The sequence below is a fragment of the Curtobacterium sp. Curtsp57 genome (assembly GCF_047324335.1).
GTDB lineage: Bacteria > Actinomycetota > Actinomycetes > Actinomycetales > Microbacteriaceae > Curtobacterium.
In genome coordinates this window covers 2,613,285-2,625,701 of record NZ_CP168511.1, presented here as the reverse complement: position 1 = coordinate 2,625,701, position 12,417 = coordinate 2,613,285, and the positions used below count along the sequence as shown (strand labels likewise).

Here is a 12,417-nt window from a genome sequence, read left to right as displayed (position 1 = left end):
CCGGGCGGTGTCGGGCAGATCCCCGGCAACCGTCAGGTGACGTGTCCTACGGTTCCCGGCATGGACGGATGGCGGAACCCGACACGGTGGGCCCGGGCGGGTCGATGGCTGCTCGTGCCCATCGCGGTCCTCGACTGGTTCGCGCTGCCGGCCCAGGGGGTCTTCGTCGCCGCGTTCCTCATCGCGGTCGTCGGGCTCGTCGGGATCGCCGCCGCGCTCGTCGTGCGGATGCTCCGCGGCAGCCGTGGCGCGATGGCGGCCCTCGGCGTCGTGATGCTGCTCGGCGGTCTCGCCGTGTTCGGGCTCGACCCCTTCCCGGGGTCCTTCCCGCTGATCGACTCGTGGTGGCCGGACGCCATCACGCAGCCGCAGCACGTCGGCAGCGCCTACTGGCAGCTCGCCGGACTCGGGATCGAGCTGTGCGGGTTCGGCCTGCTCGCGACGCTGCTCGTCGTCACGCTGACGCGTCCGACCCTGCACGGCGGGTCAGCACCGCGACGCTGACGTCGGCGTCGGGTGCGGCCTCGCGCAGTGCCCGGATGCGGTCGACGAACGCCGTGGCCTCCTCCGCTGCCGCCAGGGCCGCGACGGCACCGATGTCGTCGAGCCCACCGAGCGACAGGAGCCCCGCGGTGAACAGCACGAGGCGGTCACCAGGTGCGAGGTCGACCTCGACGTGGGTCCGCGCGGTGCCCTCCGGCTGCAGCCCGATCGGCAGGTCGATCGTCCTGAGCACCGTGTGGGTGCCGTCGGCGCGGACGTGCAGCGCCAGGCCGTGGCCGGCGTCCACGGACGTGACGTGACCGGTCGTCGGGTCGATCCGTGCGTGGAAGAGCGACCCGACGGCACCGGCGGCCTCCAGGTCGGCGCCGATCTGGGCCTCCAGTGCCTGGCCGTCCGCTCCCAGCTGCACGTCGGTGCGTGCCACGACGGCGGCGCGGAGCGTCGACGCGAGCAGGCCGGCCGCACTGCCGGCGGCGGACACCGAACCGATCGTCAGTCGGATGGTCCCGTCGGCCGCGAGGCGCCAGTCCGCGACGTCGCCTGATCCCTCGCGTGACGAGGACACGGCGGCGAAGTCGTAGCCGGGGACGTCGATCGGATCGGGGACGAGTGCGTCGAGCACCCGCCGCACGCGGTCCCGGTCGATCGCGTGGCCCAGCTCCCGCTCCGCCCAGCGGGCGAGGTCGCGGAGCAACTCCACGTCCTGCGGCGAGAGCTCGCGGGGCTTCGCGTCCATGATGCAGAGCGTGCCGACACGCGTGCCGTCGAGCATGGACAGCGGCGCACCCGCGTAGAAGCGGATGCCCGGCTCGCCCGTCACGGCCGGGAGTCCGCTGAACCGCGGGTCGAGCGCGGTGTCCGGCACCACCATCGGCCCGTCCTGCAGCACGGTCGTCGAGCAGAACACGTCGCTCGCGGCGGCGCTCCCGCCCTGCTGCCAGCCCTGCGCGGACTGTGCCGTGACGAGGTCGCCGTGCACGAGGTTGAGGAAGCTCAACGGCACCCCGAACGCCGCCTGCGTCATCCGGGTGATGCGGTCGAACCGCTCCTCGGGACCGCTGCCGAGCACCCCGAGGGCCTCGACGAGCGCGTTCCGCCGGTCCGCCTGGGTGTCAGTCACGCGTCCTGTCTACCGCACCCTCGGCGAGGAACCAGTCGCGGGGGTGCTCGTCGGCCGTCAGCACCCGGCGCGGCGTGGTGGGAGCGGCCCACTCCGCGGCGTTCGAGAGCACCCGCTGGATGTCCGGGTGGTGGTACACGGGGTACTCCTGATCGCCGGGCGAGAAGTAGAAGACCCTGCCGCGGCCACGACGGTAGGCGACGCCGGAGCGGAACACCTCGCCGCCGGTGAACGTCGACAGGAAGACCTCTTCGTCGGGGCGGGGGATGTCGAAGTACTCGCCGTACATCTCCTGGCGGTCGATGACGATCGGGTGCGGGACGCCCTTCGCGATGGGGTGGTCGGGCGCCGTCGTCCAGACGAGCTCCCGCTCGCCGTCGTTCCGCCACTTCAGCGAGCACGTCGTGCCCATCAGCCGCTTGAACGGCTTCGAGTAGTGCCCGGAGTGCATCACCACGAGGCCCATGCCGGCGTGCACGGCGTCCACGACGCGCTGCACGACCTCGTCGCTGACCTCCTCGTGGGCCGCGTGGCCCCACCAGAACAGCACGTCCGTGGCGTCGATGCGCTCCTGCGTCAGACCGTGCTCCGGCTCCTGCAGCGTCGCCGTGCCGACCGAGGCCTCCGGCAGGTGCTCCTGCAGCGCGGCCGCGACGACGGTGTGGATGCCGTTCGGGTAGTGCTCGACGACCGTCGCGTCACCGCGGGTCTCGTGCACGTTCTCGTTCCAGACGACGATGTTCTTCACTGCTCGATCTCCATCTCGTGTCCTGCCTGTGCCGACGCGTAGATCGCGTCGACGACCCTGCTGCGGTGCAGCGCGAACTCGCCGTGGTGTCCGTCGTGGAGGCCGCTGCGGATCGTGGCGATGAACTCCTCGATCACCCGCTGGTGGTGCCCGCCGGGGACCTGCACGCCCGGCCGGGTGACCGTCGGGATGCCCTGCTCGTCGGAGTAGAGCGTCACGGTGCCCTCCGTCGCGTAGTCGCGCACGAACAGCCGTGCACCACCCGTCGACCCGAGGAGCTCGACCTCGATGTCCTCGACGTCCTTCGAGTAGCTCGCCCAGCTCGCCTGCAGCAACAGGCTCGACCCGTCGTCGAACCGGAGCAGCGCGCTCGCGAAGTCCTCGACGTCGAACGGACGGTCGGTCGCCGCCGACACCGGGGTCCGCTCGCTGCCGCCACGGCCGGCGCTGCCGAGCTCGTTGTACGTGACGGCGCTCGCCGTGACCACGCGCGGTTCGCCCATCAGGTGCAGTGCGATGTCGAGCACGTGCGACCCGAGGTCGATCAGGGGGCCACCGCCGGCGGTCTCCTTGTTCGCGAACCAGCTCCGGATCCCGGGGATGCCGGCGCGGCGGAGCCAGCTCGCGCGGGCGTGGTAGACGTGGCCGAGCGGGTTCGCTGCGCCGCCGTTCCGCAGGTGGTCGGCGAGGAACTGCACGTCGGCGCGACGGCGGTGGTTGTAGGCGACCTCGAGCACGCGGTCGTTCCGGACGGCGGCGTCGACCATCTCCTGCGCCTGGGCGCCGGTCGTCGCGAGAGGCTTCTCGCAGAAGACGTGCTTGCCGGACTCGAGCGCGGCGACCGCGATGGGGTGGTGCAGGGCGTTCGGGACGCCGATCGACACGATGTCGAGGTCGTCCCTCGCGACGAGGTCCTGCCAGTCCTCGTACGTGTTCGGCACGTGCCGGGTCTCGGCCAGCTCGGCCAGTCGAGCCGTCTCCTGTCCCGCGAGCGCCACCACCTCGACCCCCGGGAGTGCGGTGTAGGCATCGAGGTGCGTGGTCCCGGCGAACCCGAGACCGACCACCCCGACGCGGAGCGTGCGTGCTGCATCCGTGGTCGTGTTCGTCGTCATCGACATGACACCGACGCTACCGGAGGCTCGGGTCGAATCGATACGACAGGCGGCGTGTTGCCGTCCCGGGGGTGGTGGTAGGCGGACCGCGCGGAGGAGGTCGAATCGCGCGTAGGACGCCGAATCGCGCGTAGCACGCCCGAAGTTCTGACCCCCGACGCGCGATTCGGCTCGCTATCGCGCGTGTGAGGGGAAGGAACGCGCGCGGAGGTCTCCCATCCGTGGTCCGCGACGATGGAGGCATGACGCCTCGATCCCTGTTCCGTGCCCTCGCGGTCGCCGAACTCGTGACCTGGACGATGCTCCTCGTGGGCATGCTGATGAAGTACGGCTTCGGGCTGGGGGACCTGCCCGTGCGCATCGGCGGCAGCGTGCACGGCTTCGTGTTCCTCGCGTACCTCGTCGTCACGACGGTGGTCGCGGTGAACCAGCGGTGGTCGTTCGGCACGCTGGCGCTCGGATGGGCGAGTGCGGTGGTGCCGTACACGACGCTGCCGTTCGAGGTCGGTGTCGCACGCCGGGGCATGCTCGACGGCCCCTGGCGGCGCTCCGCTCCGGCCGGGACGCAGCCCGGCATCTGGGACCGCCTGCTCTTCTCCGTGGTGCGTCGCCCGGCGGTCGCCGTCGTGGTGGGCGTGGTGCTCGTCGTCCTGGTGTTCGTGGTGCTGCTGACGATCGGCCCGCCGGTCCCGTCCCGCTGACCGGTCACAACACCCCGCTCACTTCCGCCGAGCCCGTCCCGCTGACCGGTCACGACACCCCGCTCACTTCCGCCGAGCGGTCGTGAGTCGTCGGTGCGGAAGCACCGGAGCGACGGATGGCGACCAGTCGGCGGAACCGGGCGGGGTGTCGTGGCCGGTCGCGAGCGCTGCTTGGTCCGGACAGGCAGACGGACAGACCGACAAGCAGACAGACGGACGGGAGGGCACGGTGCCAGCTGGCACCGTGCCTCCCGTCGGTGGACCGCCTGCGTTACAGGGCGGCCAGGACCGCGTTCAACGTTGCGGACGGGCGCATGACCGCGCTCGCCTTGGCGTCGTCCGGACGGTAGTAGCCACCGATGTCAGCGGGGGAGCCCTGGACGGCGATCAGCTCCTCGACGATCTGCTGCTCCTGACCGTCGAGCTGCTTCGCGATCTCGGCGAACGCCGCAGCGAGCTCGGTGTCCTCGGTCTGCGCCGCGAGCTCTTCCGCCCAGTACTTCGCGAGGAAGAAGTGGCTGCCGCGGTTGTCGATCGTGCCGAGCTTGCGCCCGGGGGACTTGTCCTGCTCGAGGAACGTCCCGGTGGCCCGGTCGAGGGTCTCACCGAGGATCTTCGCGCGTTGGTTCCCGGTCACGCCGGCGAGGTGCTCGAGGCTGACCGCCAGCGCCAGGAACTCGCCGAGGCTGTCCCAGCGCAGGTAGTTCTGCTGGACGAGCTGCTGCACGTGCTTCGGCGCGGAACCACCGGCCCCGGTCTCGAACAGGCCGCCGCCGCCGAGGAGCGGCACGACCGAGAGCATCTTCGCCGAGGTGCCGAGCTCCATGATCGGGAACAGGTCGGTGAGGTAGTCGCGGAGGACGTTGCCCGTGACCGAGATCGTGTCCTCGCCGCGGCGGATGCGCTCCAGTGAGAAGCGCATCGCGTCTTCCGGCGAGAGCACCTCGATCTGCAGACCGTCGGTGTCGTGCTCGCCGAGGTACCGGTGGACGAGCTCGATGAGCGCTGCGTCGTGCGAGCGGGTCTCGTCGAGCCAGAACACGGCCGGCGTCGCGCTGGCGCGGGACCGGGTGACGGCGAGCTTCACCCAGTCGCGGATGGCGACGTCCTTGGTCTGGCACGCACGCCAGATGTCACCCTGCGCGACCTGGTGCTCGATCACGACGTCACCGGCGGCGTTCGTCACGCGGACGGTGCCGTCGGCGGGGACCTCGAAGGTCTTGTCGTGGGAGCCGTACTCCTCGGCCTTCTGCGCCATCAGGCCGACGTTCGGCACCGAGCCCATGGTCGCGGGGTCGAAGGCGCCGTTGGCACGGCAGTCCTCGATCACGGTCTGGTAGATGCCGGCGTAGCTGGAGTCCGGGATCACGGCGAGGGTGTCGTGCTCGTCGCCGTCCGGGCCCCACATGTGGCCGGATGTGCGGATCATCGCGGGCATCGAGGCGTCGACGATGACGTCGCTCGGGACGTGCAGGTTCGTGATGCCCTTGTCCGAGTCGACCATGGCGAGCTCGGGACCAGCGGCGATGCCGTCCGTGAACGCCTGCTTGATCTCCGCACCGTTCGGCAGCGCGTCGAGCCCGGTGAGGATCGAGTTCAGCCCGTCGTTCGGGGTGAGACCGGCCGCGGCGAGGTCGGCGCCGTAGCGGTCGAACACGTCGGGGAAGAAGGCGCGGATCACGTGCCCGAAGATGATCGGGTCGGAGACCTTCATCATCGTGGCCTTGAGGTGCACCGAGAACAGGATGCCTTCGTCCTGGGCGCGCTTGATCTGCGCGCGCAGGAACTGCTCGAGCGGACCGACGTGCAGCACGGTGCCATCGATGACCTCGCCGGCGAGGACCGGGATCGACTGCTTGAGGACCTGTTCCTGACCGTCGGCACCGACGAACGTGATCGTCAGCGTGTCGTCGGCGGGAGCGACCCATGACTTCTCGTTCGAGCGGAAGTCGTCGACGCCCATGGTCACGACGTTCGTCTTCGACTCGGGGCTCCACGCACCCATGCGGTGCGGGTGCTTGCGGGCGTAGTTCTTGACCGACAGCGGCGCACGGCGGTCGGAGTTGCCCTCGCGCAGGACCGGGTTGACGGCGCTGCCCTTCACCTTGTCGTACCGGGCGCGGGTCTCGCGCTCGGCGTCCGTCGACGGCTCGTCCGGGTAGTCCGGCAGGTCGTAGCCCTGCGACTGGAGCTCCTTGATCGCCGCCTTGAGCTGCGGGATCGACGCCGAGATGTTCGGCAGCTTGATGATGTTGGCTTCCGGCGTCTTTGCCAGGTCGCCCAGCTCCGCGAGCGCGTCGTCGAGGCGCTGCTCGTCGGTGAGCCGCTCCGGGAACAGGGCGATGATGCGGCCGGAGAGCGAGATGTCCCGCGTCTCGACGTCCACACCGGCGGTGCCGGCGAACGCCTGGATGACGGGGAGGAAGGAGTGGGTGGCGAGGAACGGTGCCTCGTCCGTGAGCGTGTAGATGATCTTGGCCATGCTGGCGGGTACTCCCTTGTTCGCGCGTCGGTGGTTCCACGCTACTCGTCGTGAGCGATATCTCGACATCAAGATACATGGGCTGTGGAGAGAGGTCGCCGAGACTCGAACTGTGGACAGACATCGCGCAGGCGACGCCCAGGCGCGTCACTGCGCGCACATAGGAACCGGCCGTGCACTGGAGGGGTCGAGAGGAGCACACCATGTCCACTGCACGTCGCCGCCCCGAGGACTTCGGGTGGACCGCCGAGGACCTCCGCTCCGCGTACGCCTCGGACGGCAGCGGTCCGTTCCGCTACGCACCGGACGGATCCGGCCCCTTCTCCTACGACGCCGACGGCAGCGGCCCGTGGCTCGTCGGCCCCGAACCCGCCCGCGGTCTCGCGGTGTTCGCGCCGCGGAACCGCGGATCCGCGTCCCGCCTGCGCCGCATCGGGACGGCGTGCACGGCCGGAGCGCTCGCACTGACGCTCATCGCCGGGAGCATCGCGATCGTGGACGTCGTGGCTCCTCCACACCATGCGGTGAACGCCGCTTCCGTCCACGAACCCGGGCACGACGGAGACTGACCCGCCGAACGGTGCCACGCTGGGGGAGTGACAGAACTCCTCGTCGTGGGCGTGATCGCCCTGCTGGTCATCGCGGCCGCCGCCGTACTCGGCCCGCGCATCGGCATCGCCGCGCCGCTCGTCCTGGTCGCGGTGGGCATCGTCGCGAGCCTGGTGCCGTGGATCCCGAACGCCGAGATCGACCCGGAGTGGATCCTCGCCGGGGTCCTGCCGCCACTGCTGTACTCGTCGGCGGTGTCCATGCCGACGATGAACTTCCGGCGCGAGTTCGGTGCGATCAGCGGCCTGTCGGTCGTGCTCGTCGTCGCGAGCTCGCTCGTGCTCGGACTCTTCTTCGCGTGGGTCATCCCGGGACTCGGGCTCGCCTGGGGCATCGCCCTCGGCGCGATCGTCAGCCCCACGGACGCCGTCGCCACGTCGATCGTCAAGCAGACCTCGGTGTCCCGTCGTGTCATCGCGATCCTCGACGGCGAGTCCCTGCTCAACGACGCCACGGCGCTCGTGCTCCTCCGGACCGCGATCGTCGCCGGTGCCGCGTCGTTCTCGTTCTGGGGTGCCGTCGGGGACTTCGCGTTCGCGGTCGTCGTCGCGGTGGCGATCGGGCTCGTCGTCGGCTGGCTGAACCTGCGGGTCCGGTCGCGCATCACGAACCCGACCGTCAACACCGCGCTGTCGTTCGCGGTGCCGTTCGTCGCGTCGATCCCGGCCGAGCACGTCGGAGCGTCCGGACTGGTCGCCGCCGTGGTCGCCGGGCTGGTCACGGGCATCCGGGCGCCACGGGTGCTGCCGCCGAACCACCGACTGTCAGACGCTCAGAACTGGGGCACCGTCGAGTTCGTGCTCGAAGGCGCGGTGTTCCTGGTGATGGGTCTCGAGCTCGCCTCGATCGTCTCGGACGTGCAGTCCGACCACGCCGGGATCGGTCCGGCGCTGCTCATCGCGGTCGGGGCGCTCGTGCTCACGATCCTCGTCCGCACGGCGTACGTCGTCCCGTTGCTGTTCGGGCTGTCCAAGAGCGCCCGGCGCGGCGCACGGATGCAGGAGCGCCTGCAGGGGTTCCAGAACGCGGACACGCAGTCCACGACGCAGGCGCTGACCGACCACCGGTTCGGCAACCGCGCACCGTCCGAACGCGACCTCGAGCGCTTCGGCACCCGGGTCCGCCGGATGCTCGCGGACATCCAGTACTTCACGAAGGCGCCGATGGGGTGGCGCGAGGGCACGGCGGTCGTGTGGGCCGGCATGCGCGGTGCGGTCACCGTCGCGGCAGCACAGACGCTGCCGCACGACACCCCGCAGCGGTCCCTGCTGGTGTTCATCGCGTTCGTCGTGGCCGGGCTCTCGCTGCTGATCCAGGGCGGCACGATCGGCCCGCTGCTGCGGAGGATCAGTCCGCCGACGGCCGACGCCTCGAGTGGGGATGCCGAGGAACGCGGTCGCCTGATGGCCGTGATGCGGACGGCCGCCGAGTCGGTGCGGGCCGACGACGCGAACGAACTCACACCACGGACCCGCGAAGAACTCGAGGCGACCGACCCCGCCGAGCTCCGCGCGTGGTTCGGACGCGAGAAGGTCCGACGGCTGCAGGTGCTCGATGCACAGCGTTCCGCGTTGCTCGACGCCCGTGACGACGGTGTGTTCGATGCCGAGGTGCTCGAGTCGGTGCTGCGGAACCTCGACGCGGAGCAGATCGCCCTCGAACTCCGGGGCGGCCCGACGGGCTGACCGCGCGTCGGGCCCGCTCAGCACCCGACCGTGAAGCGTCAGTGCCCGTCCGTGATGCGCCAGTGCACGTCCGTGATGCGTCAGTGCCCGATCGTGATGCGGAACACCCGGACGCCGGCCGTCTGCAGCGCGGCGAGCCCCAGCCGCATGCGGAGGTTCCGGAACGGCGCCTTGAAGGCGTTCGGCGCCGATGCGGAACCGATCTGGTGGAGCACCTCGGCGGTGAGCGTCCGTTCGAGCTTGGGCGCCAGACGCGTGAGCCCGGACACCGTGACGACGATGCGTACCGCGTTGGGCGCGAGCAGCGGGTCGATGCGCTCGGCCGCCTCTTGCGCACGGTGGAACGCCGGGTCGTCGCCAGGACGCCGGATCGCGATGACGGCCAGCTCCGCCGCCCCCGAGCCCTCCGGCTCCGGCAGGTCGTCGACCCCGATCACCCGCATCCGCCTGGCGTCCACCCCGGCACGGACCGCGGCGACCCTGAGCACCGGGAGGAGCTCCTGGGTGCCCGCCAGCACGACGTCCGCCGTCCGGAGATCGACTGGTTCGTGCCGCTCTCGCGACGATCGGGCCATGAGGGTCCTTCCGCTCGCTCTCCTCGGACCCTACTGAAGTGCCGAGGAACACGCCGCCCGGATCAGTCGTCTCCCAGGCCGGCCCCGAGGCTGCTCGACTCGTCGGACATCGCCGCCCGCAGGACGACCTCGACCGCCGAGACCTGTGCTGCGACGGGCCACGACTCCGGATCGGCCGCGGCGAGCGCCGAGATCCCCTCGACCGCACCGGCGAGTGCGCCCACCCTTGCTGCCGTGTCCGTCGCCGACGGCGCCACCCGGTGGAGGAGTCCGGTGAGCCGTTCCCGGAACGCCGCATTGTGCGCCGCGTGCCGTTCGGCGAGCGTCTGGTCGGCGAGTGCTGCGGCGAGGAAACCGATCCAGACGCGCGAGTTCGCGAGCCGCTGCTCGTCGACCGGCAGGGCATCGAGCACGATCGCGCGGAGGGCCTCTGCCGGGCCGGTGGCGGAGCGTTCGCTGGCGTCCATCCGGGTTCGTGTCCGCTCGTGGAGCAGGTCCCTGGCGTGCAGGAGCAACGCGCGTTTGTCCCGGAAGGTGTGCAGCACGAGGCCCGTCGTGCACCCGGCGCGCTCGGCGACCGCGCGGAGGGTCAGGCCGGGCGCACCGCGGTCGGCGAGGACCTGCCAGACCGCTTCGGACAGGTCCCTGCGCTGCGCGTCGACGTCCCGGGTTCGCGGCATGCACCTACCGTAACATCTGTTACCGTAACGATCGATACGGATCACGACACCGCCGGGAGACGCCATGTGGACAATCGACCTCGTTCCCTTCGACCACGAGGACGCAGCCGCCCTGCGCGCCGCGCAGCGCGTCGAACTCGACTCCCGGTACGGATCGGACGACCACGAGCCGGGGACCGTGCCGAGCGCGGTCGACGTCCCCGTGTTCCTCGTCGCGAGGACGACCGAGCCCCCGGCGACCGAGACCCCGACGATGGACACCCCGACGACGGGCACCCCGATCGCCTGCGGCGGGCTGCGCCCCCTCGGACCGGCGCTCTTCGACGGCACCGCGGTCGAGGTCAAGCGGATGTACGTCGCCCCGGCGGCCCGGGGATCCGGTGTCGCCGCCGCCGTGCTCCGGGAACTCGAACGGCACGCGGCGCGACTCGGCGCCGAACGGGTCGTCCTCGAGACCGGGACGATGCAGCCGGACGCGATGCGGTTCTACGAGCGCGAGGGGTACACCGCGATCCCGCGCTACGGCCACTACGCCGACTCCGAACTCTCGGTCTGCTACGAGCGGGTCCTGCAGCCCTAGGCTGGCGCCATGGCGCGGATGCTGCGGACGGAACGGGGCCTCGACCGGCTCGTCAACTTCTCCGACGCGACCGTCGCCATCGCGATCACGCTGCTGCTCCTGCCGCTGGTCGACGTCGCGGGCGAGATCGACGAGAAGCCACTCGGCGACCTGCTGTCGGACAACATCGGCACCGTCATCGCCTTCGTCGTGAGCTTCGTCGTCATCTCGCGGCTGTGGCTGTCGCACCACCGACTGTTCGAGGCGACACAGTCGTACTCGACCCTGGTGCTGCGGGTGAACTTCGTCTGGCTCGCGAGCATCGCCTTCCTGCCGTTCTCGTCGAACCTCATCGCCCACGAGGCCCAGGACGCCGGGGTGAACGCGTTCTACATCGGCACCATCGCCCTGTCGAGCCTGAGCATGTCCGTGATGCAGTGGGCCGTGTGGCGCGACCCCGAACTCATCCGGCCCGGTGGTCGGCAGATGCTGCACCCGATCGACGGCACCGTGACCTTCGTCGCGCTGATCGTCGCGCTCGTGGGCGCCACGATCCTGCCGGCGCCCGGTCCGTTCTGGCTCTTCATATTGGTGCCAGCCGGGTGGGTCTCGGCGCGGCTGGAGCGGCGGTACAGCGCCCGCGAGAAGCGGGCACAGCACGACACGTGACGCCGAGGGGGGCTGTACAACCGGACAGGTTCGTGCAGAATGGTCTGCGGCCATGACGACTCTCCGCGACGCAGACCAGCACCCCGGCACCCCTGTGGTGCACACTTCTCGTCGCGCTGCCCTCGAGGCCGAGCGCGCCGCCGCCAAGGCGAAGCCCCCGAGACCCGTGAAGCCCGCGAAGCCCGTGAGACCCGCGAAGCCGACCTCCCGCTTCACCCGCGTCCCCCGCCGCAGTGTCGCCACCACGAAGCCGCCACTCACCACGAAGCAGCGCACCAGCCGCCTCACCGTGACGAGCGCCCTCGCCGCCATCGTGATGTTCGCCGCGTCCGCGATGCCCGCACACGCGAGCCCCACGACGTCCACCGCGACCACCACGCTCGCACCCACGGTCCGCACCCAGGACTTCGCCGTCACGCAGGCCGTCGCGACCGCGACCACGAACCGAGACGGTTTCACGGTCGGCGGCAGCGGCGGCGCGACCGCCGGCGCCGAGGTCACCTTCGGCGGCGACGTCCGTTCCCCGTTCCCGAAGCCGGTCAGGATGAGCTCGGGCTTCGGGTACCGCTCCGCTCCCTGCGGCGCGTGCTCATCGCTCCACCAGGGCCTCGACTTCAACCCCGGCATGGGCGCACCGATCGGCGCGGTCGCAGCGGGGACCGTCCGGGTCTCCGGCACGTACTTCTCGTACGGCAACGCGGTCATCATCGACCACGTGGTCGACGGCCGGGAGGTCTCCACGCTCTACGGCCACATGATCCCCGGATCGTCGCCGCTGCAGGTCGGGGACGAGGTCACCGCCGGGCAGTTCGTCGGTCTGGTCGGCTCGTCGGGTGTCTCGACGGGTGCGCACCTGCACCTCGAGGTCCTGATGGACGGCACGCTGCCGGTGGACCCCCGCGCCTGGATCGAGTCCCACACAGGGCGCTCGCTCTAGGGATCCGTCCACATTCGCAGCCTCCCGTGGCGG

The 12,417-nt window shown here is 70.8% G+C and carries 13 protein-coding genes; 7 read left to right on the top strand and 6 right to left on the bottom strand.

The window, feature by feature from the left end; translation table 11 throughout:
• The first annotated feature begins 60 nt into the window (after positions 1-60).
• Positions 61-504, top strand: coding sequence for a hypothetical protein (locus tag ACEN9V_RS12495; RefSeq protein WP_413600581.1), 444 nt, complete (start codon positions 61-63; stop codon positions 502-504).
• Here the strand turns inward: ACEN9V_RS12495 and ACEN9V_RS12490 are convergent.
• The 3 genes from ACEN9V_RS12490 to ACEN9V_RS12480 are packed head-to-tail and all read right to left on the bottom strand — an operon-like array spanning position 455 to position 3,493.
• Positions 455-1,624: a PP2C family protein-serine/threonine phosphatase gene (locus ACEN9V_RS12490; protein WP_413600580.1), complete on the bottom strand. Its 1,170-nt coding sequence runs from the start codon at positions 1,622-1,624 to the stop codon at positions 455-457. The genes ACEN9V_RS12495 and ACEN9V_RS12490 overlap by 50 nt on opposite strands.
• Positions 1,617-2,372, bottom strand: coding sequence for a ThuA domain-containing protein (locus ACEN9V_RS12485; protein WP_413600579.1), 756 nt, complete (start codon positions 2,370-2,372; stop codon positions 1,617-1,619). Before ACEN9V_RS12485 ends, ACEN9V_RS12490 begins: the two co-directional genes overlap by 8 nt.
• Positions 2,369-3,493 (bottom strand): Gfo/Idh/MocA family protein, encoded by a 1,125-nt coding sequence (locus ACEN9V_RS12480; protein ID WP_413600578.1) that lies wholly within the window; start codon positions 3,491-3,493, stop codon positions 2,369-2,371. Before ACEN9V_RS12480 ends, ACEN9V_RS12485 begins: the two co-directional genes overlap by 4 nt.
• A 236-nt stretch (positions 3,494-3,729) precedes the next feature.
• Between ACEN9V_RS12480 and ACEN9V_RS12475 the strand changes: the two genes are divergently transcribed.
• Positions 3,730-4,188: a DUF3817 domain-containing protein gene (locus ACEN9V_RS12475; protein WP_413600577.1), complete on the top strand. Its 459-nt coding sequence runs from the start codon at positions 3,730-3,732 to the stop codon at positions 4,186-4,188.
• 271 nt (positions 4,189-4,459) lie between these two features.
• On the opposite strand, the gene ACEN9V_RS12470 is transcribed toward ACEN9V_RS12475, so the two are convergent.
• Entirely contained in the window at positions 4,460-6,670 is a 2,211-nt protein-coding gene (locus ACEN9V_RS12470) for an NADP-dependent isocitrate dehydrogenase (RefSeq protein WP_413600576.1), read from the bottom strand.
• Between the two features lie 203 nt (positions 6,671-6,873).
• Between ACEN9V_RS12470 and ACEN9V_RS12465 the strand changes: the two genes are divergently transcribed.
• Together ACEN9V_RS12465 and ACEN9V_RS12460 are read left to right on the top strand one after the other, a co-directional pair.
• Entirely contained in the window at positions 6,874-7,239 is a 366-nt protein-coding gene (locus ACEN9V_RS12465; RefSeq protein WP_402727397.1) for a hypothetical protein, read from the top strand.
• 27 nt (positions 7,240-7,266) lie between these two features.
• A complete protein-coding gene (locus tag ACEN9V_RS12460; protein ID WP_413600575.1) occupies positions 7,267-8,964 on the top strand; it encodes a cation:proton antiporter in 1,698 nt (565 codons plus the stop codon).
• Between the two features lie 80 nt (positions 8,965-9,044).
• Here the strand turns inward: ACEN9V_RS12460 and ACEN9V_RS12455 are convergent, their stop codons facing one another.
• On the bottom strand, positions 9,045-9,539 hold the full coding sequence (locus ACEN9V_RS12455; protein WP_281266174.1) for a hypothetical protein: 495 nt from the start codon (positions 9,537-9,539) through the stop codon (positions 9,045-9,047).
• Between the two features lie 62 nt (positions 9,540-9,601).
• A complete protein-coding gene (locus ACEN9V_RS12450) occupies positions 9,602-10,219 on the bottom strand; it encodes a TetR/AcrR family transcriptional regulator (RefSeq protein WP_413600574.1) in 618 nt (205 codons plus the stop codon).
• A gap of 64 nt (positions 10,220-10,283) precedes the next feature.
• Between ACEN9V_RS12450 and ACEN9V_RS12445 the strand changes: the two genes are divergently transcribed.
• Genes ACEN9V_RS12445 through ACEN9V_RS12435 form a run of 3 tightly spaced genes read left to right on the top strand, consistent with a single transcriptional unit; the run spans position 10,284 to position 12,384 of the window.
• Positions 10,284-10,799: a GNAT family N-acetyltransferase gene (locus ACEN9V_RS12445; RefSeq protein WP_413600573.1), complete on the top strand. Its 516-nt coding sequence runs from the start codon at positions 10,284-10,286 to the stop codon at positions 10,797-10,799.
• Positions 10,800-10,808: 9 nt separating this feature from the next.
• Positions 10,809-11,447, top strand: a complete 639-nt coding sequence (locus ACEN9V_RS12440; RefSeq protein WP_413600572.1) for a TMEM175 family protein — start codon at positions 10,809-10,811, stop codon at positions 11,445-11,447.
• A gap of 52 nt (positions 11,448-11,499) precedes the next feature.
• Positions 11,500-12,384 carry a M23 family metallopeptidase gene (locus tag ACEN9V_RS12435; protein WP_413600571.1) on the top strand — a complete coding sequence of 295 codons (885 nt, stop codon included), beginning with the start codon at positions 11,500-11,502 and terminating at the stop codon, positions 12,382-12,384.
• Positions 12,385-12,417 lie beyond the last annotated feature (33 nt).